Origin of the sequence: Myxococcus sp. SDU36 (assembly GCF_030168875.1) — a bacterium.
GTDB classification, from domain to species: Bacteria; Myxococcota; Myxococcia; order Myxococcales; family Myxococcaceae; genus Myxococcus; species Myxococcus vastator.
Genome location: NZ_CP077414.1, coordinates 1277461 through 1300345, shown reverse-complemented (window position 1 = coordinate 1300345; position 22885 = coordinate 1277461). Strand labels below are relative to the sequence as shown.

At 70.7% G+C, this 22885-nt stretch carries 21 protein-coding genes; 5 read left to right on the top strand and 16 right to left on the bottom strand.

Translation table 11 applies throughout. The features are described 5' to 3' along the window. Positions 1-7: 7 nt before the first annotated feature. The 8 genes from KGD87_RS05330 to KGD87_RS05295 form a co-directional block, all read right to left on the bottom strand. The gene (locus KGD87_RS05330; RefSeq protein ID WP_284666438.1) at positions 8-1177 is read right to left on the bottom strand and encodes a DegT/DnrJ/EryC1/StrS family aminotransferase; all 1170 of its coding nucleotides are present in this window, start codon (positions 1175-1177) and stop codon (positions 8-10) included. Beyond that, complete coding sequence (locus KGD87_RS05325) at positions 1174-2292, bottom strand: GNAT family N-acetyltransferase (RefSeq protein WP_284666437.1); 1119 nt, start codon at positions 2290-2292, stop codon at positions 1174-1176. Before KGD87_RS05325 ends, KGD87_RS05330 begins: the two co-directional genes overlap by 4 nt. A 39-nt stretch (positions 2293-2331) precedes the next feature. Further along, a complete protein-coding gene (locus KGD87_RS05320) occupies positions 2332-3417 on the bottom strand; it encodes a gluconeogenesis factor YvcK family protein (protein ID WP_284666436.1) in 1086 nt (361 codons plus the stop codon). Positions 3418-3510: 93 nt separating this feature from the next. Then, positions 3511-4878, bottom strand: a complete 1368-nt coding sequence (gene exoE, locus KGD87_RS05315) for a polyisoprenyl-phosphate hexose-1-phosphate transferase ExoE (protein WP_284666435.1) — start codon at positions 4876-4878, stop codon at positions 3511-3513. Positions 4879-4971: 93 nt separating this feature from the next. Beyond that, positions 4972-5709: a CpsD/CapB family tyrosine-protein kinase gene (locus KGD87_RS05310; RefSeq protein ID WP_284666434.1), complete on the bottom strand. Its 738-nt coding sequence runs from the start codon at positions 5707-5709 to the stop codon at positions 4972-4974. A gap of 29 nt (positions 5710-5738) precedes the next feature. After that, positions 5739-7166, bottom strand: a complete 1428-nt coding sequence (locus tag KGD87_RS05305; protein ID WP_284666433.1) for a GumC family protein — start codon at positions 7164-7166, stop codon at positions 5739-5741. A gap of 14 nt (positions 7167-7180) precedes the next feature. Then, entirely contained in the window at positions 7181-8326 is a 1146-nt protein-coding gene (locus KGD87_RS05300) for a porin family protein (RefSeq protein WP_502888032.1), read from the bottom strand. Positions 8327-8391: 65 nt separating this feature from the next. After that, complete coding sequence (locus tag KGD87_RS05295; RefSeq protein ID WP_284668583.1) at positions 8392-8964, bottom strand: polysaccharide biosynthesis/export family protein; 573 nt, start codon at positions 8962-8964, stop codon at positions 8392-8394. Positions 8965-9338: 374 nt separating this feature from the next. On the opposite strand from KGD87_RS05295, the gene KGD87_RS05290 reads away from it, so the two are divergent. From KGD87_RS05290 to pheA, 4 genes are all read left to right on the top strand, one after another. Then, positions 9339-9536, top strand: coding sequence for a hypothetical protein (locus KGD87_RS05290; RefSeq protein WP_176412177.1), 198 nt, complete (start codon positions 9339-9341; stop codon positions 9534-9536). A 75-nt stretch (positions 9537-9611) separates the two neighbouring features. After that, positions 9612-10103 (top strand): EVE domain-containing protein, encoded by a 492-nt coding sequence (locus KGD87_RS05285; RefSeq protein WP_284666431.1) that lies wholly within the window; start codon positions 9612-9614, stop codon positions 10101-10103. Positions 10104-10172: 69 nt separating this feature from the next. Beyond that, positions 10173-11312: a bifunctional chorismate mutase/prephenate dehydratase gene (locus tag KGD87_RS05280; protein ID WP_284666430.1), complete on the top strand. Its 1140-nt coding sequence runs from the start codon at positions 10173-10175 to the stop codon at positions 11310-11312. Continuing rightward, on the top strand, positions 11305-12126 hold the full coding sequence (gene pheA / locus KGD87_RS05275; protein ID WP_284666429.1) for a prephenate dehydratase: 822 nt from the start codon (positions 11305-11307) through the stop codon (positions 12124-12126). The genes KGD87_RS05280 and pheA overlap by 8 nt, the downstream gene beginning before the upstream one ends. A gap of 7 nt (positions 12127-12133) precedes the next feature. Here pheA and KGD87_RS05270 read toward each other — a convergent pair whose 3' ends face one another. From KGD87_RS05270 to KGD87_RS05235, 8 genes are all read right to left on the bottom strand, one after another. Then, positions 12134-13252 (bottom strand): 3-deoxy-7-phosphoheptulonate synthase, encoded by a 1119-nt coding sequence (locus KGD87_RS05270; RefSeq protein ID WP_176418101.1) that lies wholly within the window; start codon positions 13250-13252, stop codon positions 12134-12136. A gap of 159 nt (positions 13253-13411) precedes the next feature. Continuing rightward, positions 13412-13978, bottom strand: a complete 567-nt coding sequence (locus KGD87_RS05265) for a tetratricopeptide repeat protein (protein WP_284666428.1) — start codon at positions 13976-13978, stop codon at positions 13412-13414. Between the two features lie 140 nt (positions 13979-14118). Further along, the gene (locus KGD87_RS05260) at positions 14119-16362 is read right to left on the bottom strand and encodes a caspase family protein (RefSeq protein ID WP_284666427.1); all 2244 of its coding nucleotides are present in this window, start codon (positions 16360-16362) and stop codon (positions 14119-14121) included. Then, complete coding sequence (locus KGD87_RS05255) at positions 16362-17171, bottom strand: ActD protein (protein ID WP_284666426.1); 810 nt, start codon at positions 17169-17171, stop codon at positions 16362-16364. The genes KGD87_RS05260 and KGD87_RS05255 overlap by 1 nt, the downstream gene beginning before the upstream one ends. A gap of 113 nt (positions 17172-17284) precedes the next feature. Further along, positions 17285-18598, bottom strand: a complete 1314-nt coding sequence (locus KGD87_RS05250) for a GNAT family N-acetyltransferase (RefSeq protein WP_284666425.1) — start codon at positions 18596-18598, stop codon at positions 17285-17287. Positions 18599-18651: 53 nt separating this feature from the next. Beyond that, positions 18652-20313, bottom strand: a complete 1662-nt coding sequence (locus KGD87_RS05245) for a sigma-54-dependent transcriptional regulator (RefSeq protein ID WP_284666424.1) — start codon at positions 20311-20313, stop codon at positions 18652-18654. 43 nt (positions 20314-20356) lie between these two features. Beyond that, positions 20357-21289 (bottom strand): GGDEF domain-containing protein, encoded by a 933-nt coding sequence (locus tag KGD87_RS05240; protein WP_284668582.1) that lies wholly within the window; start codon positions 21287-21289, stop codon positions 20357-20359. A gap of 140 nt (positions 21290-21429) precedes the next feature. Further along, positions 21430-21708 (bottom strand): glutaredoxin family protein, encoded by a 279-nt coding sequence (locus tag KGD87_RS05235; RefSeq protein WP_284666423.1) that lies wholly within the window; start codon positions 21706-21708, stop codon positions 21430-21432. A 21-nt stretch (positions 21709-21729) separates the two neighbouring features. Here KGD87_RS05235 and KGD87_RS05230 point away from each other — a divergent pair, with 21 nt between their 5' ends. Further along, positions 21730-22884 carry a DUF4388 domain-containing protein gene (locus tag KGD87_RS05230; protein WP_284666422.1) on the top strand — a complete coding sequence of 385 codons (1155 nt, stop codon included), beginning with the start codon at positions 21730-21732 and terminating at the stop codon, positions 22882-22884. Position 22885 lies beyond the last annotated feature (1 nt).

The window sequence follows — 22885 nt, the reverse complement described above, 5'->3', positions numbered from 1 at the left end:
ATGCACCTCAACCCGCGCGCTTCTTCGACCGATGGTCCGACTTCACGGCCTCGCGCACCGCGTGCGCCACGTCCGCCATCACCTCCGGCGTCAGGTCCTGGTGGCACGGAATCTCCACGATGGAGCGCCGCAGCTGCGCCACCTCCGGGAAGGCCGCGGCGTCACAGGCCGGGTGGAAGCGCTTCCAGAAGTCGATGGCGTCGATGCCCTGCGCGCGCAGCCGCGCCAGCACCTCCGCCTTGTCCTGCACCACCAGCGGGTAGAACAGCGGGCAGGCGCCCGGCGGCAGCTGGTTGAACAGCGGCGGAGAGATGTCGCGCAGCCGGCCCAGCAGGAAGAAGTAGTTGCGGCGCCGCTGCTCGACGATGGCGTCCAGGTCCTGGGCCTGGGCAATCCGCTTCGTCAGCGGGCTCATGCCCAGGTCCACGTGCTTGCGGTCGAAGTGCTGCGTCCCCGTGGCCACGCGCTCGATGCTGGCCGCCTTCACCGTGCCATGGCCCAGCGTGCGCACGGCGCTGCGCAGGGCCCGTCCGGCCAGGCCGCCGCGCAGCTCCAGGTTCTGCAGCAGCGCGGACACCGTGTGGCTGAAGGTGGACGCGGACGGCGGCGCGGGCGGCTCCGGCAGGCTGTACTGGCGCGGGCCGTTGACGACCAGCGCGCCCCCATTGGGAACCGGGAGCGTCTTGTAGAGGCAGAAGATGCCCACGTCTCCCGTCGTGCCCAGCGGCACCGCGCCGTCGGAGGACAGCAGCGACAGCGCGCAGTCCTCGATGAGGATGAGGCCGTGCTGGTCCGCCAGCTCGCGCATCCGCGCGACGGGGCCCGGGAAGCCCGCGTAGTGCGTCAGGTACAAGGCCCGCGTCTTCGGGCCGATGCGCCGGGCCACGTCGTCCAGGTCCACGTCCCAGCGGCTGCCCACGCGGTAGAAGCGCGGCGTGGCGCCGGCGTCCACCAGGGCCTCCACCTCCACGCCGTGGTGGTAGGACGGCATCAGCACCTCGCCCGAGTCCAGCCCCAGCATCTTCACCGTCAGCCAGATGGCGTTGCGGGCGAAGTAGAAGTAGCGGACGTTGGGCGAGGAGAACGGCGGGAGCGCGCCGGGCTTAGGCCGCGACAACAGCATGTGTGGCCACAGTGTGGGCAGTGACGGCACGAACAGCCGGCCAGAGTGCTTCATCGTCTCCATCGCGACACCACCTCTTTCACCGCGGGCCCCCACCGGAACTTGGCCGCACACAGCGCCCGGCCGAAGGGGGAGTCATTGAACACGTAGAGCCAGGTGTGGCGCCGGACCTCGTTCGTCCAGTCGCGCTTCCACACCATGTCCGGCCCCAGGAAGTCGAACTCGTGCAGGCCCCGGTCGATGCAGCTTCCAATGACCTCGTCCACCAGGAGCTGGCCCGGGCTGCACTCACGCAGGCTTTCGTCGTAGCCGGGCTTCAGCAGGAAGTAGCGCCCGCCGTATTCCAGGCCGTAGTGGAAGGCCACCGGCCGACCGTCCAACCGCAGGAAGTACAGCGCCAGCCGCTGGCGGTAGGCCGAGTCCCGCGCCAGCTCCGTGTAGAAGCCGCGCGTGCGCGCGTCCTGCGCCATGGCCGTGCCGCGCGCGCCCTTCCAGCCGCTCTGCTCCAGCAGGAAGCCTTCCTCCAGCGCGCCCTCCAGGCCGAGCCCGCTGTCCACCCGCTCGAAGGTGAGGCGGCCCTTCTCCTCCAGCTTGCGGCGGCGACGACGGCAGTTGGCCTTGAGCTTGGACTGCAGGCGCTTCTGGAAGGCGTCGCGCGTCTTGGGCAGCGGCACGTAGGGCGAGCGCAGGGACTCCCACGCGCCCACGGCCATCCCGGACTCGCGCGCCACCGCGTGCAGCCGCCAGGCAGTCCCTCCGTCGGGGACATCCGTGAGCCGCAGCACGTCCCAGCCACCCGCCGACCGCAGGTGGGACACGAAGGCCGCCGCGGCGACCTCCGGCTCCTTCGCCACCAGGTCGAACCGGCAGGAGTGGGCGTTGGCCGCCGCGGACAGCTGCCGCACCGGGACGCCCAGCAGCGTCGTGCGCTCCTCCCACAGCGGGAGCACCGCGCCGAGGCGCCCGTCCGCGTCCCGCAGCGTCAGCACCCGCGGGTTCACGCCGGGAACGAAGTTGTCCATCCAGACGCGGATGAACTCATGCCGGTAGAACAGCTCGTTGGAGGTGGCCTCCACGAGCGCGTTCCACTCGGACTCCAGGGCCATGAAGGCCGCGCGTCCCGTCACTTCGGTGACGCGCGGCGAGGCAGAAAGGTCTCTTGCTTCCATGAGGTATCGGGCGCCCAAGGTGGTGATGGAGGTTCGCGGCTACAACCCGCTGCGGGCCATCTTCAGCAGGCAGGCGGCGACCTTGCGGCTGTCGTGTCGAATCCTGGACCCTGCCTTGAGGAGGTCCGCCTGCACCGGCACCACGCCCGCGCCAATCAAGTCTCGCGGGTGGGCCGACACGACGAACGAGCCGCGACGCGCATAGCGCCGGGTCGCCTCTTCCGTGGGCAGCGTGCCGTTGACGAGCACCGCGTCCAGCACCGGCCCCACGTGGTCCGTGACGGCCTGCACGTGGTCCAGGCAGGACATGCCGTCCGTCTCCCCCGGCTGCGTCATCAGGTTGGCCACCATGACCTTCAGCGCGCGCGTCTCCTTGAGCGCCTGGGCCACGCCGTCCACCAGCAGGTTGGGCAGCACGCTCGAGTACAGCGAGCCCGGGCCGATGGCGATGAGGTCCGCCGTGTAGATGGCCTCCAGCAGGCCCTCGGTGGGCGGCGGAGAGCGCGGGCTCAGCGTGACGCGGCGCACCCGGCCGTGCGCGCGGCAGATGTTGCGCTCCCCCACCACCTCCGTGTCGTCATGCATCTGCGCCACCAGCTGCACGGACGCCAGCGTGGACGGCAGCACGTGGCCCCGGGCGCCCAGCAGCTCCCCGGACATGCGCACCGCCTCCATGAAGTCCCCCTTCAGCTCCGCGAGCGCGGCGATGAGCAGGTTGCCCACCGCGTGACCCGCCAGGCCGCGCGCCCCGCCAAAGCGGAACTGGAAGACGTCCTTGAGCGCGTTCTTTCCACCCGCCAGCGCCACCAGGCAGTTGCGGATGTCGCCCGGAGGCAGCGCGCCGTGTTGGCGCCGCAGCCGGCCAGAGCTGCCGCCGTCGTCGCTCATGGCCACCACCGCGGTGATGTCGATGCCGGGCTGCCGGGCCTTCGGCGTCGCGCGCCGGGCCAGGCCGCGCAGCACCATGGGCAACCCCGTGCCTCCGCCGATGGCGACGATGCGCGTCGGCCGGTCCACCTGCCCCTGAAGCACCTCGTTGCCCTGGCCCTCCAGCTCCAGTTCCAGCCTGCGGCGGGCCTCCGCCCACTCCGCGGGCAGCGGCGCTTCCATGTCCATTCCCACCATGACGCTGACCCCCATCCACGACGCCCCAGCCCGCCTCCCCAGGCGGGCCCACCTCCCGGCCTCCCTCAGCGGAGGCCGGGAAAGCGAAATGCCCTACCGCGCCCCACGACCGAGAAGCACATGCCTCACGGTGTGGAAGATGATTCCCACATCCAGGAACAACGAACCGTTCTTCACGTAGTACAGGTCGAACTCCAGCTTGTTCCGCGCATCCTCCACCGACGCGCCGTAGGGGTAGCGAATCTGAGCCCACCCCGTCAGGCCTGGCTTCACGGCCTCCCGCAGGCCATAGAACGGAATCTGCTGCTTCAACTGCTCGACGAACACTGGCCTTTCGGGGCGGGGCCCCACGAAGCTCATGTCTCCCGTCAGGATGTTGAAGACCTGGGGAATCTCGTCGATGCGCGTGCGGCGGATGAAGCGGCCCACCCGGGTGACACGGTCATCGTTCGCCTTCGCCCACACCGCGCCATGCTTCTCCGCGTCCGTGCGCATGCTGCGGAACTTCCACAGGTGATACGTGCTCCCGAACAGCCCGGTCCTTTCCTGCCGGTAGAAGAGGGGTCCCTTCGAATCCAGCTTGATGGCCACCGCGACCAGCAACAGGAAGGGCGCGGACAGCATTAGCAGGAGGGATGCCACCGCGATGTCGAAGCCCCGCTTCAGCGTGCGGCGCAGCGGGGACACGGTGAGCTCGTCCGCGAAGGCGAAGTCGCTCGCCCGCAGGAACTGCACGGGAATCCGGCGCAGCACCCGCTCGCAGAACCCCGTGGCCTCATACACCCGCCGGCCCTGGAGCCGGCAGCGCAGCAGGCCGTCCACCCAGTTGGCCCCGCGCATGTCATCCGCGGCCTGCACGACGTACGCCGCGTTCAGCCGGGCCGCCGTCTGCTCCAGCGTCTCCCCCGAGGTGCGAGGGTCCGTCAGGCCCACGATGCGGTAGGTGCCCTCCCCGCCCGCTTCAATCGCGCTGGCCACCGCGCGACCCTTGGGCCCTTCGCCGACGATGAGCACCGCGTGCGGGGCACCCACCAGGGCGCGGATGGACACCCGCACCATCAACGTCCCGGCCAGGGCCCCCATGGCCCCGCCCAGCAGCGTGCCCGGCGGGAGCTGCATCGGCACCACCAGCGGGGTGACGAGCATGACGCCGCCCGCCACCATCGCCGTGACACCCGCGGCCTTGAGGAACCGGTAGCCCCTCACCCGGTCCTCCGCGGCCACACGGAGGTCATACAAGTCCAACAGGTACAGCGTGAACTGGAAGGTGATGACGAACGCCGCGCCCACCCACAGCAGCGTGGGCCACAACTGCGACAGCGGCGTGTGCATCCCGTCAGGCGCGAAGAGTGCCGCGCAGGCCGCCGCGCCCATCACGCAGGCCAACGCGATTGCCGAACTTTCGGCGAGGAAGAACGTCAGCTTCTTTGCAGAGAAATAATGGTGAAAAACCCGGAGCACGTGCCCCTCCAACCTACCCGCCCGACCCTCTTCCACCTCCGGCCCCGCCCCCTGTCACCAGGAGGCGGGAGCCGAAGCCAAAGCCACCCGCCGCTACTTCTTCACGTAGTTCTTCAGGTACGGCGCCGAGTGGACCTCCGCGCCGTTCAGCACGCACCCGACGATGGGCGCGCCGCCCAGGCTCTCCACCGCCTGGTGCACCGCCTTGCCCGACGTCACGTTGGCGCGGATGACCATCAGCACGCCGTCCGCCTGGTGGCCCAGAATCGCCGCGTCCGCGAAGGGCAGCGTGGGCGGCAGGTCGATGTAGACCTCGTCGAAGCCCTCACGCACCGCCTTGAGGAACTGCTTCATCCGGCCGCTCGCCAGCACCTGCGCGGTGTCCTCGGGGGTGACGCCCGCGGGGATGAGGGCCAGGCGCGTGGAGTTGAACCGCCGCACCACGTCCCGCACCTCGCAGTCCCCCGCCAGCAGCTCCGCCATGCCCGTCTTGTTGCGCATGCCCAGCGTGGCCGCCACGCCGCCCCGGCGCAGGTCCGCGTCCACCAGCAGGATGCGGCGCTCCGGGTTCGCCCGGGCCGCGGCGAGCGCCAGGTTGACGCTCGTCACCGTCTTGCCCTCCCCCGGCATCGCCGAGGTGAGCGCGACGACCTTCATCGGCCGCAGGTCCCGCATCCGCTCCAGCCTGTAATAAAGGCTGCGGTACTGCTCCGCCGCGGCCGATGCCGGCGCCGTCAACGTCACCACCCGCCGGTCCACCGCATTGCCGCCCGTCGGGTTGTCATCCACTCGGGGGAGGAAGTTGCCCGCCCGTTCCATCGTCTGATCCATGTCCGTCCTCCGTCCTTTTCCGGCGAGACTCAGTTCAACGTCGTGGGGTTGGACACGCTGTTTCGAGCCCCCGAAGCCGGCATCAGAATCCGCCGCTCCGTCTTGCCTTGCATTTCCGGGACCACCGCGAGCACAGGCAGCGTCAGGCGCTGGCGAACCTCGGTACCATCGCGCAGGCTGTCGTCACGCATCTCCAGGACCGAGCCCGTCAGCACCCCCAGGCCCAGGGCCAGGAGGAAGACGATGAGCATGCCCGCCATGCGGTCCGGCCGGGCCGGGGTCGCCGACACGCCCGCCGGGGAGATGACGTTGAACAGGCTCTTGGCGCTCTTGGCCTCCAGCTCCTGCGCGATCTCCGCCTCCACCTTGCGGCTCACCACGCTCTGGTACTTGGTGCGCGCGATTTCGTAGTCGCGGTTCATCACCGCCAGCTCGTGCGCCCAGCGCGGGGTGTTGTTCAGCCGGGCCTGGTACGCCTCGGCCTGCTTCTGGAGGTCCTGAATCTCCTGCTGGATGTTGCCAATCAGCGAGGCCACGCGGGTGCGCTCGACGCGCTCGGCCCACAGGCGGCCTTCAGCGTCCTTGCGGCGCGCGGACATGCTGTCCAGCTCCGTCTTCAGGCGCTTCACCTCCGGGTGGTCCTCCGTCCAGGTGGTGCGGGCGTTGACCAGTGAACGGGTGAGCCCGTTCTCCGCGGCCTCGAGCCGGCCGGCCTCGCTGTCCACCGCGTTGCGAGCGCGGGCCAGGTCGGAGCGGCGCGCCTCGGCGACCCGCAGCTCCTCCGACTTCGTCTGGAGCTGGTGCGACACGCGCTCCAGGCCGCGCATGTTCATCTCCATCTGCTCGGGCAGCTCGCCCAGGTGGTCCACCTTGAACTGGGAGATCTTCCCCTCCCAGGCGCTGACCGCCTTGCCCAGCGCCACCATCTCCTCGTTGAAGAGGTCGGTGGCGCGCGCCGCCTGCGCCTGACGAATCTTCAGCGTCTCATCGGAGAAGATGGTCGGCAGGCGGTTGGCCACCTGCGCCGCCACCTGCGGGTCGCGGTTGGCGTAGGTGAGCTCGAAGGCCGTCTCACCCTCCACGCGCACCGTGAGGTCCTTGCGCATCTGCGCGACGGCGGACTCCATGCCCTTCTCCGAAACGATGTCCGGATAGAGGTTCATCTCCTCGATGGCCTTCTGGAGCACCGGACGCGCCAGCAGCTCCTGTCGCACGGTGAGCAGCCGCTGTTCGATGATTTCGCTCACCGTGCGCTGCACCATCTCCTCACCTGGCCGCTGCGGCTCCACGCGGACCACCGCTGAAGCCTCGTACATGCTCGGCCGGGTCATCACGATGGCTGCGCCCACCAAGAAGACCACTGCTGCGATGGCACCGACCAGGGCCTTGCGTCGCCACAGGGCTCCCAGAAGCTGGTCTGCCGTCATCCCTCGCTCCATGTTCCGCTCCTCCTCCATCCCACGCGCTGTAGCTACCAAGGCGTCACCACCAAACGGACGGCGAACACATTGCGCGTCAGGTCCACCGCGCTCGCCGAATCCGCCAGCCCGACCTGAGCGATCCGATCCACCGCACCCTGCGCCGACAGGCGCCGGTCAATGCGGTACTCCACACCACCACTCACCGCGTAGCCCTGCGACACCCGCGGCGCTCCCCTGAACACGGCCCAGTCCAGCGACGGGGCCTGCCCGTTGCGGAAGAAGCTGGCCGCGCCAAAAAGCGAGAACTTCTGGGTGAACCGGCGCGCCAGCATCACCGACGCGTAGTCCGCCCACAGCGCGTTGGTGAAGCCGTTCGCGCCCACCAGGTCGTGTCCCATCGACACGCCCACGTCGAACAGCTCCCCCTCGCGCTGCAGCTCCACGTTCACTCGCGGAACCCACCCCCCCTGCTGGGCCACCGGCGCCAGGTACCGCACGGGGCCCGCCCGGACGGTGAAGGTGGTAGGCCGCGTCAGCCGATACCGCAACCCCAGCGCCGCGCCGTGCGACTGGCTCAGCGTCCCCTCATAGAGGAAGCCCTGGTACCGGTACTCCAGGCCCAGGCTGAGCCGGCGCGTGGCGCGGTACCAGCCTTCGATGGAGGGCGTGTGCGCGTACCCCGCGCGCTGCCCCACGTCGATGATGCGCACCGCCTCGAAGCGGTAGCCCGCGCGCATGTCCAGCCGCTCCGCCACGCGGTTCGTCACGCCCAGCGTCGCCTGCGTGAAGAAGGTGGGCAGCGTGGAGCGCGCCAGGCCGTCACGCGGCAGCGAGCTGGGGTCCGTGACACGGAACACCCGGATCGCCGTGTCCAGCCGCAGCCGGCGCGTCATCTGGTGCCGGGCCTCCAGGCCGCCCCGGTGGTCCAGCGTCGTCCTGCCCGACCCATGCCGCATCAGCAGGTCGGCCGCGTAGAAGCTGTCCAGCGTGAGGCGCGCGTCCTTCGCCTCCAGTCCCAGCCGCGGCGTCACCTTCGTCATCAGCTGGCCGGTGCCGTCACCGCCCAGCCGCAGGTCGTCGTCGAACCGCTCCTCGGCCGTCAGCCGAAGCCGGGGTTCCCACACCGTCGCGGCCTGCGTGGCGGGCGCGCCGAACATGAGGCCCGCGAGTAGCCACTTCTTCCAGTTGCCCTTCACCGTCGCCCTCCGTCCCGTACGCCAACCACCGCCCACGTCCACGACGCCCACCGCGGCATCACCCTTCACGGAACGACGACGGTGTCACCCGGACGGAGCATGACCTCGTGTCCGCCATCCGGAGCGATGAGGTCGCTGTAGCGCACCGGAATCTGGCCGCCCTTGCTGTCGGTGCGGATGACCACGATGCCGTCCGAGTTGGCGAAGTCCGTGAAGCCACCCGCCAGCGCGATGGCCTGCAGCAGCGACACGCGGCCGCGCAGCGGATAGGCGCCCGGGTGGGCCACCTCGCCGGTGACGAACACGCGGCTGCTGTTCACCTCGCGGACAATCACCGTCACGCGCGGCTCCTGCACGTACGGCTGATAGGCCACCTTCAGGGAGTCAGCCAGCTCCGTGGGCGTCTTGCCCGCGGCGTGGACCTCGCCCACCATGGGCATGGAGATGTAGCCATCCGGACGGACCGGCAGCGTCCGGGACAGCTCCGCGTCACGCCACACCGCGATGTCCAGCACGTCCTCACGGCCAATCCGGTAGGGCTGCTCCGTGTTGTCCACCTTCACCTGCGGCTGGTGCGCGCAGCCCCCCAGGAGCATCACGCCCAACACCGTCCAGAACCCCGCGCTCGTCTTGCCCATCATCAGCTCTCCCTCAAAAGCGTGTGTCGCGCTCCCGGCCCCACCGCGGCCGAGCGTTGCTTCCGGCTGCGTTGCCTTAGCAGCGCGTGTGCCACGTACTGGAGGGAGGGAAAGCCCTTGGATAGCAGTGGGTTACGAAGTGCCCTCCCGGGAGACCCCATGGGGTTCAGGAAATTTTTCCGGCATCGTACCCGCGTCGCACCCGGTGCTTTCTTCAGGCATTGCGCTGATCGGGGAACGACTTTTCCCTCCGCGACCCCTCCCGCTTCCCACTTCCCCGGGGCCGGAGGCTGGCACGCGTCTTGGATTGAGGTGCGCGCAGGGTAGTGAAGTCCACAGCGCATGATGCGTGCGCGAGAACGGGGGAGGGTCAGATGAGGAAGGCGGCTGGGGCGGTGGCGGCGTCGTTCGCGATGGGCACGGGGGCCATGACCATGATGGGTGTGGCCTTCGCGACACAGATGGAGGCCGCGGTGGTCGCGGTGGTGGGCCTGGCGTTGTACGCGAGCAGCGCGCTGCTCACGAACAAGGCGCCGGCGGCGGCGGCCACCAGCGTCGCGAAGCAGGCGTAGTCGTCCAGGGGCGACAAAAGAGGCCGGGTGCCCCCGCGTGGCGGCGCCGGGCCTCTTTCATTATGGTGCGCCGCCATGGCCAAGCCACAGTACTGGCTCATCAAGAGCGAGCCCTCCGTCTACGCCTACGCCCAGTTGGAGAAGGACGGGAAGACGGAGTGGACCGGCGTGCGCAACTTCGAGGCGCGCAACAACATCCGGGCGATGAAGCCCGGGGACCTCTGCCTCTACTACCACTCCAACGAGGACAAGGCCGTGGTGGGCGTGGCCCAGGTGCTCACGCCGCCGGGACCGGACTCCACCGTGCCCGATGAGGACTGGGCCGCCACCTTCATGGGGCCCGTCACCGCCTTCACCCTGCCGGTGGACCTGGGCACCATCAAGGCCACCGCCGCACTGAAGGATTTTCCGCTCGTCACCCGCGGCCGGCTGAGCGTGGCGGCTGTCTCCGCCGCGCACTTCAAGCAGGTGTTGAAGATGGGGAAGACCGTCCTACCGAAGGAGTCCGGTGGCACTGGTGGGGCGCCGCCCCCCGAGGGCATACTCCGGCGCCGTGAGCGCCCCTGACATCCGCGAGCTTCCGGCGCGGGAGACGCGCGGCCTCCGCCCCATGTGGCGCAACCTCGGAGCCTCGTGATGACCACCCTCCCCGACCTCGACCTCATCCGGACCTCCATCGAGGGCATCGATGAGGAAATCCTCGATGCCCTCCGCCGCCGCATGGCGCTGGCGGACGACGTGGCCCGGGCGAAGCTGGCCGCCGCCGCGCCCTTCCGGGACCAGCGCCGCGAAGACTTGCTGCTGCGCCGCATCCGCACCCGCGCCGCGGAGCACGGCCTGGACCCGCACGAGGTGGAGCGCATCTGGCGGCTCTTCATCGACATGTCCGTGGCCCGGCAGCACGAGCTCGTCACCCGCCTGGACACCACGCCCCTGCGCGTGGCCTACCCCGGCGTGGAGGGCTCCTACAGCCACCTGGCCGCGCGCCGCCGCTACGGCCACCGCGCGGGGGGCGTGCTGCTGTCCGGCTTCGACCACGCGCGGGAGGCCGTGGACGCGCTCCGCCGAGGCGAGCAGGACCTGGTGCTGCTGCCCATTGAAAACACCACCGCGGGCAGCATGAACGAGACGTACGACTTGCTCGCCGAGGGCGGCGTGGTCATCACCGCGGAGCTGGTCAGCCAGGTGGACCACCGCCTGCTGGGCCTGCCGGGCGCGAAGCTGGAGGGGCTGCGGGAGGTGCTGTCCCATCCGCAGGCGCTGGCGCAGTGCGAGGCGTTCCTCCGGGAGAAGGTGCCCTGGGCCCGCGCGGTGCCGGACGTGGACACCGGCGGCGCGGCGCAGAAGGTCCGCGAGCGCAACGACGCGTCGGTGGCGGCCATCGCCAGCGAGACGGCGGCGCAGCGCTTCGGCCTGGAGGTGCTCGCGGGCGAGCTGCAGCCGGCCTTCGACTACACGCGCTTCGTGGAGGTGGGCCGCGAGGCCACGCCCCTGGCGCCCGGTGTGCCGTGCAAGACGTCCCTGCTGGTGGTGCTGGAGCACAAGCCCGGCACGCTGGGAGAGATGCTCCAGCGGCTCACCCTGCGCGGGGTGAACCTGAGCAAGCTGGAGTCGCGCCCCATTCCGGGGCAGCCGTGGCAGTACCGCTTCTACCTGGACGTGGAGGGCCACGCCGCCTCCGCGGCGGTGACGGCGGCGCTGGACGACATCCGGCCGCTCACCTCGTCGCTGCGCGTGCTGGGGACGTATGCGCGCGCGGAGCCGCCCCATGCCTGAGTCGCCGCGGCGCATCGCCTTCCAGGGCGAGCCTGGCGCCTACGGAGAAGAGGCCCTGCGCGCGCTGCATGGCGCAGGCGTGGAGGCCGTCCCCTGCCTCACCTTCCGCGCCGTCTTCGAAGCCGTGGCCGAAGGGCGCGTGCACGGCGGCGTGGTGCCGGTGGAGAGCTCGCTGGGCGGGCCCGTGGCGGAGACGGTGGACCTGCTGCTGGAGCATGACGTGCCGGTGACGGGCGAGCTGTCGCTGCGCATCCGCCACTGCCTGCTGGCCCCGCCGGGCCTGTCCCTGGACGACGTCCAGCAGGCGCTCTCCCACCCGCAGGCCCTGGCGCAGTGCGCGGGCTACCTGCGCCGGCGGGGCATCACCCCGCTGCCGGAGACGAACACCGCCATCGCCGCGCGAAAGGTGGCGGAGGAGAAGCCTCCGCACACGGCCGCCATCGCCAGCCGCATGTCCGCGGGTCTGTACGGACTGGCCGTGCTGGAGGAAGGCGTGGAGGACTCGCCGGACAACTACACGCGCTTCGTCTCCCTGGGGCCCGCGCCCGAGCGGACATGGACGCGGAGGAAGACGGCGCTGGCCTTCACCGTGGAGAACGGGCCGGGCGCGCTGTACCGCGTGATGAGCGCCTTCTCCTCGCGCGGCCTCAACGTGGCGCGGCTGGAGTCCCGGCCCCAGCGCCGCGCCTGGGAGTACGTGTGGTGCCTGGACGTGGACGGCGCGCTGGAGGACCCGCGGGTGCGCGAGGCGGTGGCCGCGGCCCAGGCCGCCTGCGTCACCCTGCGGGTGCTCGGAAGCTACGGCGTGGTGTGAGGCGCGCTCAGGCGCTGGTGGCCTGGAGCCCGTCACCGTGCTGCACGGCCGTCTCGTACGCGGAGCGCACCAACTGGACGTAGCGCTGCAGCGCGGGGAGCTGCTCCATGCGCAGCGCCTGGGGCCCGTCACACAGGGCGGCCTCCGGCTGCGGGTGGAAGTCCACCAGCACCATGGACGCACCGGCGATGATGCCCTGGCCAATGGCGTGGAAGACGTCCGGCAGCCCGTCCGGCGGCGGCGCGGCCTGGCCAATGGCGTGCGACGGGTCCACGCACACCGGCAGGCGCGTCAGCCGCCGCACCACGGGCACATGGGCGAAGTCCACCATGTTGCGGTGCGGGTCACCCAGGTGTGTCTTCACGCCGCGGAGGCAGAAGATGATTTTCGGGTTGCCCTCGCTCGCCACGTACTCACACGCGTTGAGCGACTCCTCCAGGGTGATGCCCATGCCGCGCTTGAAGAGCACCGGGAAGACGCGCTGCTGACCAATGCTCTTGAGCAGCTCGAAGTTCTGCGCGTTGCGCGTGCCCACCTGGAGCATGACGCCGGTGGCGTTGCCGGAGCGCTCCAGCGCGTCGCGAATCTCGTCGATGTGACGCGGGTGCGTCACCTCCATCGCGATGACCTTGATGCCGTGCTTGCCCGCCGACTCGAACACCCAGGGCAGGCAGGCGGCGCCCAGGCCCTGGAACTCGTAGGGGTTGGTGCGGGGCTTGTAGGCGCCCATGCGCGTGGTGCGGATGCCGCAGCGAGCGAGCGCCGCCATCATCGTGTCCACGTTCTCCGGGTTGTCCACGGCACACAGGCCGGCGAACACATTCACGGAGCGCTCGTCGAAGCTGACGCCGTTGTACTCGAAGCCCGCGGACGTCCGCTGGCCCTTGTGCCGGCCGATGACGCGGTACTTCTGCGACACACGCACCACCTGCCGCACGCCCGGAATCTGCTCGAAGGGCTCCACCGGCACCTGCGCCGTGGAACCCAGGAGGTAGATCTCCGTAATCGTGTACTCGGAGCCCCCGATGACGTGCGTCCGAGGCGTCACTCCCTTGTACTGAGCAGCGACCTGGAGGACGGCGGACACCACGGACTCAGGCGAGTCCGGCTCGAGCATGACGATCATCTTGGATTCTCCCGGGCGGCGTTGTCGGACTTTACGCGAATTGCGTGAAGTATAGCGGAAAAAGGCCGCGTCAGGTGTAACACTTCGAGCCGCTTTGCCGCGTCCGGACTTGAAACCGGAATGGGGCTTCAAGTCGTCCAGGCCCCGGCGGGCCGCCTGCTAGGCCGGCACGGGGCGGAGCCGGGTGGCGAGCTGGGCGTAGTGGTCCCTCTGAGCGGAATCCCCCAGGTGTTCCCACACGTCGGCCAGGGCCCGGGCGCACTCGGAGGAGCCGGGGGACAGCGTGAGCGCCAGTTCGAAGACGTGGCGGGCCTGCCGGTAGCGCGCCTTGTCCGGGCGGCGGGAGCCCCGCGTCAGCAGCGCGTTGCCCAGGGTGTAGATTTGGACGGCGGCGGACTCGCGGTAGCCCGGCGTGGGGTTGAGCTGCATGGCGCGCTGGAGCAGCAACGCGGCGGCCTCCGGCTCCCCCAGCTCCAACTGGCAGAGGGCGGCGTCGCGGTGGGCCTCGGCCTCCGTGGGGTCCACTTCGATGGCGCGCTCGAAGCAGCGCAGCGCCTCCTCGAAGCGCTCCAGCGTGGCCAGCGACGCCCCCTTCCCGGTGAGCGCCGGGACGTGCTTGGGGTCCACGGCGAGCACCTTGTTGAACGCGAGGATGGCCGCCTCGTGGTTGCCCGCCATGGACAGGCTCACGCCCTCATTGAAGGCCGCGAACAGCAACTTGGACATCTCTCCCCCAGCGCAAGGGTGACACCGGCCGCGCTCCTGGGCCGGAGGGGCAGCCTGTCACCGGGGAAGTCCCCATGGAAAGACGTCATTCCCGGGCGCGCTTTCGTCCCGCTGATGGGAGCCATTGGCCCCTGCGTCAGTCAGATGCGCAGGCCCAGCTGCACACCCGGCCACAGGCGCACGCCCCCCGCGTCCAGGCTCGGCAGGCGGCTCAGGTTCGACGCGGGCTCCCCGCTGACGTCGTGCAGCACGTTGAGCGTGGGCCCGCCGATGATGGCCAGGTTCGGCGCCACCTGGAACCCCGCCACCAGCCGGAGCTGATGCAGGAGGCTGTTGCCTTCGAAGGACACGTCCCAGTCGTAGAGGGTGTTCGTCACCGCGTCCACGTCCAGGAAGAAGCGCTCGGACACCGGGATGTGCGCGCCGAGCCCCAGGCCCAGCGACCAGTGACTGGGACCGCGCGCCCCCTCCATGGAGCCCATGCCCAGCACGAGCGTCGTGTAGAGGTAGCGGCTGCCCACCTTGATGGCGGTGTTGGCGTAGTTGAAGTCACTGCCGAAGGCCTCGACGTGGAACTGGCCGTTGCGCGCGATGCTCACCAGGCCCACCGGCACACCGGACTCCAGCTCCCGTGACACGTTCACCAGTCCGAGCTGGAGGCCGTTCATCCGCCCCGCCACGTTGACGAGGCCCACCTGCGCGCCCTTCACGTCGCCGCCCACGTTGAGGAGGGACAGCTGCGCGCCCCGGGCCTCCGCCGCCCAGTTCAGACCCACGGCCACCTGGAGGCCCGTCACCCGGTCCCGCGCACGGTTGAACCCCACCGCGCCCTGCACGCCGTCAACGTCCCCCGCCGTCCAGTTGCCGCCCACGGCCAGCTGCGCGCCCGCCAGCGACGTGCCGGACACGTTGGCCCCCACCGCGAGCTGCCCCAGCGTGCCGCTGGCCCGCGCCAGGTTGAGGCCTATCGCGGCCTGGACGCCCTCCGCCTTCCCGTGCGTCCAGTTGCCGCCAACGGCCCACTGCGTGCCCGACATGTCGCCCCGCACCACGTTCGCGCCCAGGGCCAGTTGCAGCCCGTCCACCTGGTCCGTGGCCACGTTCGCGCCCAGGGCCATCGCCACGCCGTCCAGCCGCGCCATGCGCGCCATGCCGATGGACACGGAGAGGTGGTTGTCCACGGGCTCGCCGGAGGTCATGAGGTCATTCGTCTGGAGGCCGGGGAACAGGCCCACGTTGACGAAGCGCGACCGGCGCCCGCTGCCCGCCGCGGCGACCTCCGACGCGCCCGCGGAGACCGTCGCGGGCAGGGACCCGCCGCCGCGCATGGCCGTCAACTCCCCCTGCACCGCGCGGAAGGCGGAGGCCGCCAGCACCGTCCGGCCGCCCTCCCCCAGCTCGAACTCCGCCCGCGAGGTCTGGTCCAGCACCTTGCGCGTCACCGAATAGCGGCCCTTCTGCAGCCCCAGCTCGGTGGTGCGGCCCGCGTACTTCTTCAGCTCCACCACCAGACGTCCCTGGGAATCGCGGACGTAGAGCCGCCCGTCCACCAGGTCCTCCAGGACGAGCACCGCGGCGGTGGAGCGCAGGTCCGTCATCACCAGGTCGCCGGTGCCCGCCAGCTCGATGTCATACGCGGGGTGCTGCGCCCCGGCCCGCGTCTCCTCCGTGCGAGCCAGCGTCTCGTGGAAGGCGAACTGGTAGGCCTCGTGCAGCGTCACCCGGCCATCCCCGGAGACGTCCGCCGCGCCTCGCAGGCCAGACACCAGGTTGTGGGTGAAGAACGAGCCGCCGATGCGGTCGGACTCCTGGGACACCTCGTCCTCGGAAGACGACGTGAGGATGGCGTGGCCGCGCACCGCGGAGGACGCATCCACCATGAATGCGGGACGCCGCACCCCGCCCTTCTGGCGGGCCAGCGTGCCGGACGCGCATGAGTCCAGGATGGCGATGCGCACGTCGGCGGGAAGCGACTCCAGCGCCTGGCGCAGTTCGCGGTAGCCGAAGCGGTCCTTCTGCAGGAGCAGCCCCTGCTCGTCGGAGTGGCCCGAATAGTAGATGAGCGCCTCGATGCGCGTGCCCGGCGTGGTCGCCGCCGCCACCATCGCCTTGAAGCGGGCCAGGGCGGACTCCAGCGCCGCACGGTCGCCTTCCAGCAGCAGCAGCGTGTCCCGCGGCTGCACGCCGCCGAGCTCCTCCAGCACGTTGCCGAACGAGCGCGCATCCGTGACGGCGTACCGGAGCCGGGCACGTCCCTCGCCCCCGTCGTTGACGCCCACCAGCAGCGCGAAGCGGCGCACCGACGCCCGCTGCGCCGAGGGCGTGGGAGCCGCGGCGGCCAGGGCGGGCACGAGCAGGAGCGAAAACAGGAGGGACCGCGTCATCACCGCACCTTTTCCAACGTGAAGGACGTCTGGCCCAGGGTATCCGGAAGTGGCAGCGGCAGGGTGCGCGCGTCGCTGGGCTGGCGGGCGAGCGCGCGCGCCGCCTCCAGGACCGACGCCACCTCCAGGGGGGCCTCGGACGTGACGAAGAGGAAGCGCTCGAAGTCCGGCGCGTCATCGAGCTCGTAGGAGTGGGCCAGCGGCACCGCCTCGCCGGGGCCCAGCTCCGTGCTCCCCGTCAGCGTGGAGGGATGGTGCAGCGTCACGGCGCCGCGCCCATCCACCGACACCACGACCCCATGGCGGCTTCCACCCGGCACGTAGCTCAGTTGCAGGACGTCACCGCGGCGCGCCCGGGCCTGTTCACCGAGCAGCTCCGGCTCGCCCGCGCCCTGCCGGTGGACCCGCAGGCGCGGCCCGCCCTTGATGCGCACGGTGTCCAGCATCACGATGAGCGGCACCGGTGACTCGGGCGGCTCCGGCTGCGCCTCTGGCGCGGACATGAAGAGCAGCGCCAGCGAGGCGGCCACGGGGATGCTGAGTGACAGCCCATGCCACCCCTGCGAGTCGCCGCGCCGCGCCGCCGCCGCGCGGGCCAGGGCCTGGTGCTCGCGCCGGGACACCTCGGCGGCGACCGCGGCGGGAGGATGGCGCTCTAGCGTCTGGCGGGAGTCGGCGTCCAGCCGGGCCAGCCTCGCGGCGCCGCCGGGCTCACGCTCGAGCCGGGCTCGCGCGGCGGACAGCGCCGCCGCCGGCAGCTCGCCCAGGATGATTCGCTCCAGAAGCCAGTCAGGGGTGCCAGGGGCCATGCGCAGTGCGTCTCCAGCGCGGCGAAGAGCCCTCGGTGCCCGTGTACCGCCGCCTCCGGCCTCGCGCGTCTCCTGGAACACCGGGCCCTCGAAAATCTGTCACCCGCCCCGGCTCACAGGGTGAGGACCATCAACTCCTCGTCGAGGAAGCGCTCCCCCACCTTCAGCGCGTTGGGCTCCACGCCGTAGGTCCGGAACCCCAGCGAGCGGTACAGCGCGTGCGCGGGCGCGTTCCCCACCGCGACGGCGAGCAGCAGGCACTTGAGGCCGCCCAGCTTCCGCGCCTCGTCGATGAGCGCGGTCAGCAGCCGCCGGCCCACGCCCCGCGAGCGGACCTCCGGCGCCACGTACATGCCCCACACCACCGCCTTGTGCGCCAGCCGGGCCCGGGACTCGCGCTTCAACCCCAGCGCGCCCACGAGCTGCCCACCGTGGAAGGCCCCCAGGACGCACTGGGACTCGCCCACCAGCCAGCCGCGCACGGCCTCCAGGGACAGCGCCGAGTCCTCCTCCACCGAGGCCGCGAAGGACTCCGGGTTGTCCCGCAGCCCCCGCAGCCGCAGCGCCTTGAACGCCTCCGCGTCCTCCGCCACCAGCCCGCGGATGACGACCTGGGTCGGTCCGGCGCCGCGACCCTCCGCCTCCAGGAGCGCCGTGTACCCCGCGATGAAGTCCGGGTAGCGCGGCGCCCAGCCCAGCGACTTCAGGCGCGCGTTGGAGATGGCGCGGTCGCCTCGCACCGTCTCGTTGAGCTGCTCCACGGGAATGCGGGGCGGCATCGGGACGCCCAGGCGCTGGCTGAGCCAGGCCACCGGCTCCTCGGTGGGCGCGGCGCGGTCATCCGCGACGCAGTACAGGGCGCCGGGCTCGCCGCGCGTCAACACCACGCGGATGGACTCCACCAGGTCATCGACATAGATGCGGGAGATGCGTCCGCCGCCGCCTTCGGGCAGCCGGAGCGCCCCCGACAGCAGGCGCGTGTGCATGCCGCGCCCGGGCCCGTAGATACCGGCGATGCGCATCACCATGGCGCCCAGCGGCAGGTAGCGCGACTCCGCCTCGATGCGCTCGCGCGATGACGGCGTGGACAGCTCCACCGGGGTGTCCTCGTCCACGTGGCCCCGCGCGCGGCCATAGACGCCGGTGGAGGACAGGTAGACGAGCCGCGCGGGAGCCTGACCGGCCAGCGCCGAGGCGATGCGCGGGTCCAACCCCGCGTCGGGCGGCACCGAGACGACGACGTGCGCCCCCGCGGTGCGCGTGAGCGCGTCATCCAGGTCGGTGACGCGGGCTCCGGAGCGCTCCAGGTCGGCCCGGCGCGCGGCGTCACGCGTGGCCGCCAGCACGTCGCGCCCGGCGCGGGCCTCCGCCACCGCGAGCCGCGTGAGCGTGTAACCGGACCCCAGGAGGACGAGAGGAGGCGTCATGTCCCCGCGATAGCGAGACCGCGGGGACAGTGCAAGCGACGGTTGCGGCGCGCCTACAGCTCCGCGCTCGAGCGCGGGTCGATGATGCCGCACTCCTTGATTTTGTAGAGGAGCGCCTTGTAGCTGATGCGCAGCTTGGTGGCCGCGCGCCGCTTGTTCCACGCGGTGCGTTGGAGCATGGCGAGAATCGCCTCGCGCTCGGCCAGCATCGCGGCCCGCTTGCCGATGTCCTTCAGGGACGGCTCCCCAGCAGGCGCGGGCGGAGGCGGCGGCTGTGGCACGTCGAAGGGATTGACGTAGCGCGGCGCGGCCACCACCGCGTTCGCGGACTCCATCAACATGGGCGCGTGCGAGGGCGGCGCCAGCGGCGCGACGGACGCAAGCCCGAAGGCGGCCCCGCGCGACGGCATCTCCAGCACCTGCACGGCGGGCGGCGGCGTGCGGAAGCCCTCGTCGTGCGCGCGGCCGAAGGGCCCACCGTCGTCACCCGCGTAGGACGTGGGCAGGGACGGCGCGCTCGCGGGAGCGCGGACCCCGGCCCGAAGCTCGTCGAGCACCAGCGTCGGGTCCTTCAGCACGCACAGCCGGCGGACCATGTTCTCCAGCTCACGCACGTTGCCCGGCCAGTCATAGTCCGCGAAGGCGTGCAGCACCTCCGTGGGCAGCTCGGACACGCCGCTGATGTAGCCCCGGCCGTACTTCTTGAGGAAGTGGTCCGTCAGGGGCACCACGTCCTCACGGCGCTCGCGCAGGGCCGGCAGGCGGATGGCCACCACGTTGAGGCGGTAGAAGAGGTCCTCGCGGAAGTTGCCCAGCGCGATTTCCTTCTCCAAATCGCGGTTGGTGGCCACGACGACGCGGCTGTCCACGCGCACGCTCTTCTTGCCACCGACGCGGAAGAACTCCTCGTCCTGGAGCACCTGGAGCAGCTTGGCCTGGAGCCGGATGGCCATTTCGCCAATCTCGTCCAGGAAGATGGTGCCCTGGTCGGCCAGCTCGAACTTGCCGGGCTTCTCCGCGGTGGCGCCGGTGAAGGCGCCGCGCTCGTGGCCGAACAGCTCGCTCTCCAACAGCTCGCCGGGCAGCGCCGCGCAGTTCACCTTGATGAACGGACGGTTGCGCCGCTGGCTGCGCGCGTGAATCTCCCGCGCGATGACCTCCTTGCCCGTGCCGGACTCACCCAGCAGCAGCACCGGGACGTCGGTGTCGGCGATGCGCTCCACCAGCGCGCGCGCGCGGCGCATGGCGGGCGAGGTGGAGATGAGGACGCGCTGCTCCTGCGCCGGCTCCGCCGCCGGCATCACCCCGCGCGCGGGCAGGACGGGCGCCACGACCTGGCGCTCCGGCGCCCGCGTTCCCAGGGCCCGGGCCAGCGCGTCCTGGAGCTCGTCGTTGCCGAACGGCTTGGCCAGGTAGTCGCTGGCGCCCATCTTCATCGCGCGCACGGCATCGTCCGCCCCCGACAGCGCGCTGAGCACGATGACGGGCGCCCCGCCGCCCATGGACTGGTAGCGGCGCAGCACCTCCAGACCGCTCATCTCCGGCATCACCACGTCCAGCAACACCGCGTCGAAGGAGCCGCCTGACAGCATCTCCAGCGCCTGGCTGCCATTCGCGGCACAGCGCACCTGGTACCCCGCACTGCCGAGCAGCTCAGACAGAAACGTGCGCACCGACTCTTCGTCATCCACCACCAGCACCGCGATCCGGTCCATCCCCTCGCCTCCACTCGCCCGCTGCATCGAAGTCCGACCACCCTCACACCGACAGCCGGGAGGTGCTCCCGACCATCCGGCGAAACTCACGCGCGCGTCGCATGTCCTGCTGCGCCGCGCTCAACAACTGCGTGGGCGTGCCCACCGAATCCGGGAAGCTCACCGTTCCCAGCTCCAGGGACGCACGCACCACCTTCCCCTCCACCTGGAAGCGCGCCGTGTCGAAGCGCGCCGCCACGCGGCCTACCACCTCCTGAACCGACTCCGCGGGCGTCCCCGGCAGCATCAGCGCGAACTGACATTCACCCACGCGTGCCACCGCGTCCGCGTCGCGCACCGTCTGCCCCAGCACCACCGCGCTGTACACCAGCAGACGCTCCGCCATGCCGCGCCCGAACTCCTTGCGGAAGGCCGACCAGCCCCCGACCTCCGCCGCCATCACGGAGAAGCCGCCGCCGTAGCGCTCCGCCCGCCGCGCCTCCAGGTTGATGAGCTCCAGCAGGAAGGGCCGGTTGTAGAGCCCCGTCACCGGGTCATGGAGCGCCTGGGCCGTGCCGGCCTCCTCCCCCGCCGCGGCCCGCAGCACCGCTTCCTTCAGCTTCAGCTGGGCGTGAAGCTTGGTCGCCAGCTCCACGCCAGTGCCCGAACGAGGTACCAGGTCCACGCATTGCCCCCGCTCCAGGCAGTACCGCCGGGCCTCGGCGTCCCGCTCATCCACCAGGTAGAGCAGCGGCACCGCGCCATGGCTGAGCTGCCTCAACCGGCGCGCGACCTGGACGGCCGCGAAGTCAGGCGCCTGCGCGGCCAGCAACACCGCGGCCGGGCGGATGACCTCGAAGAGCGGCACCGCCGCGTCGAAGCGCGTCACCGGCACCACCCGGAAGCCGGCCTCCCCCAGGAGCAACCGGGTCCGCTCCAGGTCTGCTGCTCGTGGCTCGACGACGAGCACGGTGGGCGGCTGTCCGGCCTTGCCCACTCGCTTCCTTCGCACACCCACCGTTCCACCTTCCCGCGTAATTTTTCTCCGCCGCTTTTCGAGGCCCACCCCGGATTTACAGCCTCGAACCCCATCCCGCCTTCTTCATCCCCTCGGATTTACTAGCGAAGGGAAGCTGGCTACCCATTCTGGGCAGCGGATTTAGCAACGGCTGTGCCACCTTTGACCTCATGCAGCCGCGCCTCGAACTCGGCGGCGTCCACGCGGTGCTTGAAGGCAGGCACCCCCTCGATGACGACCACGGGGATGTCGTAACGCCAGGCGGTGAAGGCCTCCGCGTCCTCCAGGATGGAGATGATCCGCAGGTCGAAGGGGATGCGAGCACGCACGGACTCCACGACGGCGGCCGCCTTGTCACAAAGAGGGCAATTGGGTTTCGAGTAGATATCGACGCGCATGCGGGGCAGGATGGACGGTTAATGCGTGGCTTGTCTGGCGACTTCTCGACGATGCCTCTCAAGGACCTCGTCGTCTATCTCGGGAACCGGCGAGCGACGGGGTCCCTGAAGGTGGAGCGTGGGGACGTGCGCAAGCAACTGGAGCTGCGCGAAGGCCATGTGGTCAGCGCCAGTTCCAACCAGCCGCGCGAGTTCTTCGGTCAGTTCCTCATCAATATGGGGCACCTGACGGAGGACCAGTTGGAGAAGGCGTTCTCCACCCAGGCGGAGACGCGCATCTTCCTGGGGAAGATATTGGTGATGACGGGGCTGGTACCGGAAGCCACGGTGCGCGGCACGCTCAGCCACAAGTTCCGGGAGATGATCCTCGACGCCTTCCATTGGGAGGACGGCGACTTCGTCTTCGAGGCGGCGGACACGGCGCCGGAGGTCGCGGGCCTGGACGTCAGCGTGGAGCTGCTGGACGTCCACCGCGAGGGCGAGTTCCGGGAGACGGCCTGGCAGGCCATCCGCGCCGTCTTCCCCTCTGGCGCGGTCCGGCTCGCGGTGGACGAGCGCAAGCTGCCCGAGCGCAAGCCCGGGAGCATGGACGAGCGCATCGTCCAGCTCATCAAGGAAGGCCTCACCATCGACGGCATCGCGCTGGCGCTGCACGCCACGGACTTCTTCCTCTACCAGCGGCTGTACGCGCTCTACCGCCTGGACGCGGTGAAGGTGTCCGACGAGCCGCCCGGGTCCGAGATGTCCGTGGTGGAGGAGGAGGACGGAGAGCCGGGCATCATCGGCTCGGAGACGTCGTCGGACGAGGTGCTCCAGGCCGCGCAGCTGTTCCTCGACGCGGGCAACGCGCGGGACGGCGAGGCGCTGGCGCGGCGGGCGCATGAGATGTCCCCCTCCGCTCGCACGGCGGAGTTCGTCAAGGCGGCCCAGGAGAAGCTCCTGGTGCACCTGCGGCGGGAGCTGGCGGACCCGCCCAGGGTGCCCACGCTCCAGGTCGCGCCCGGGCACCTGAAGACGCTCCAGCTCTCCGCGCCGGAGCGCTACCTGCTGTCGCGCATCGACGGACGGCGCGACGTGGCCGCCATCGTCCACGTGTCGCCGCTGCAGGAGCTGGATGCGCTGAAGTTCTTCGCCGGCTTCGTGGACGCGGGGCTGGTGAAGCTGACGCCGCGCTGAC

What these genes read in the sequence shown, in the direction of transcription:
- KGD87_RS05330 (WP_284666438.1), bottom strand. Translation starts at nt 1,177, where the DNA reads ATGAAGCACTCTGGCCGGCTGTTCGTGCCGTCACTGCCCACACTGTGG.
- KGD87_RS05325 (WP_284666437.1), bottom strand. Translation starts at nt 2,292, where the DNA reads ATGGAAGCAAGAGACCTTTCTGCCTCGCCGCGCGTCACCGAAGTGACG.
- KGD87_RS05320 (WP_284666436.1), bottom strand. Translation starts at nt 3,417, where the DNA reads ATGGTGGGAATGGACATGGAAGCGCCGCTGCCCGCGGAGTGGGCGGAG.
- KGD87_RS05310 (WP_284666434.1), bottom strand. Translation starts at nt 5,709, where the DNA reads ATGGATCAGACGATGGAACGGGCGGGCAACTTCCTCCCCCGAGTGGAT.
- KGD87_RS05305 (WP_284666433.1), bottom strand. Translation starts at nt 7,166, where the DNA reads ATGGAGGAGGAGCGGAACATGGAGCGAGGGATGACGGCAGACCAGCTT.
- KGD87_RS05295 (WP_284668583.1), bottom strand. Translation starts at nt 8,964, where the DNA reads ATGGGCAAGACGAGCGCGGGGTTCTGGACGGTGTTGGGCGTGATGCTC.
- KGD87_RS05290 (WP_176412177.1), top strand. Translation starts at nt 9,339, where the DNA reads ATGAGGAAGGCGGCTGGGGCGGTGGCGGCGTCGTTCGCGATGGGCACG.
- KGD87_RS05285 (WP_284666431.1), top strand. Translation starts at nt 9,612, where the DNA reads ATGGCCAAGCCACAGTACTGGCTCATCAAGAGCGAGCCCTCCGTCTAC.
- KGD87_RS05280 (WP_284666430.1), top strand. Translation starts at nt 10,173, where the DNA reads ATGACCACCCTCCCCGACCTCGACCTCATCCGGACCTCCATCGAGGGC.
- pheA (WP_284666429.1), top strand. Translation starts at nt 11,305, where the DNA reads ATGCCTGAGTCGCCGCGGCGCATCGCCTTCCAGGGCGAGCCTGGCGCC.
- KGD87_RS05270 (WP_176418101.1), bottom strand. Translation starts at nt 13,252, where the DNA reads ATGATCGTCATGCTCGAGCCGGACTCGCCTGAGTCCGTGGTGTCCGCC.
- KGD87_RS05265 (WP_284666428.1), bottom strand. Translation starts at nt 13,978, where the DNA reads ATGTCCAAGTTGCTGTTCGCGGCCTTCAATGAGGGCGTGAGCCTGTCC.
- KGD87_RS05260 (WP_284666427.1), bottom strand. Translation starts at nt 16,362, where the DNA reads ATGACGCGGTCCCTCCTGTTTTCGCTCCTGCTCGTGCCCGCCCTGGCC.
- KGD87_RS05255 (WP_284666426.1), bottom strand. Translation starts at nt 17,171, where the DNA reads ATGGCCCCTGGCACCCCTGACTGGCTTCTGGAGCGAATCATCCTGGGC.
- KGD87_RS05250 (WP_284666425.1), bottom strand. Translation starts at nt 18,598, where the DNA reads ATGACGCCTCCTCTCGTCCTCCTGGGGTCCGGTTACACGCTCACGCGG.
- KGD87_RS05245 (WP_284666424.1), bottom strand. Translation starts at nt 20,313, where the DNA reads ATGGACCGGATCGCGGTGCTGGTGGTGGATGACGAAGAGTCGGTGCGC.
- KGD87_RS05235 (WP_284666423.1), bottom strand. Translation starts at nt 21,708, where the DNA reads ATGCGCGTCGATATCTACTCGAAACCCAATTGCCCTCTTTGTGACAAG.
- KGD87_RS05230 (WP_284666422.1), top strand. Translation starts at nt 21,730, where the DNA reads ATGCGTGGCTTGTCTGGCGACTTCTCGACGATGCCTCTCAAGGACCTC.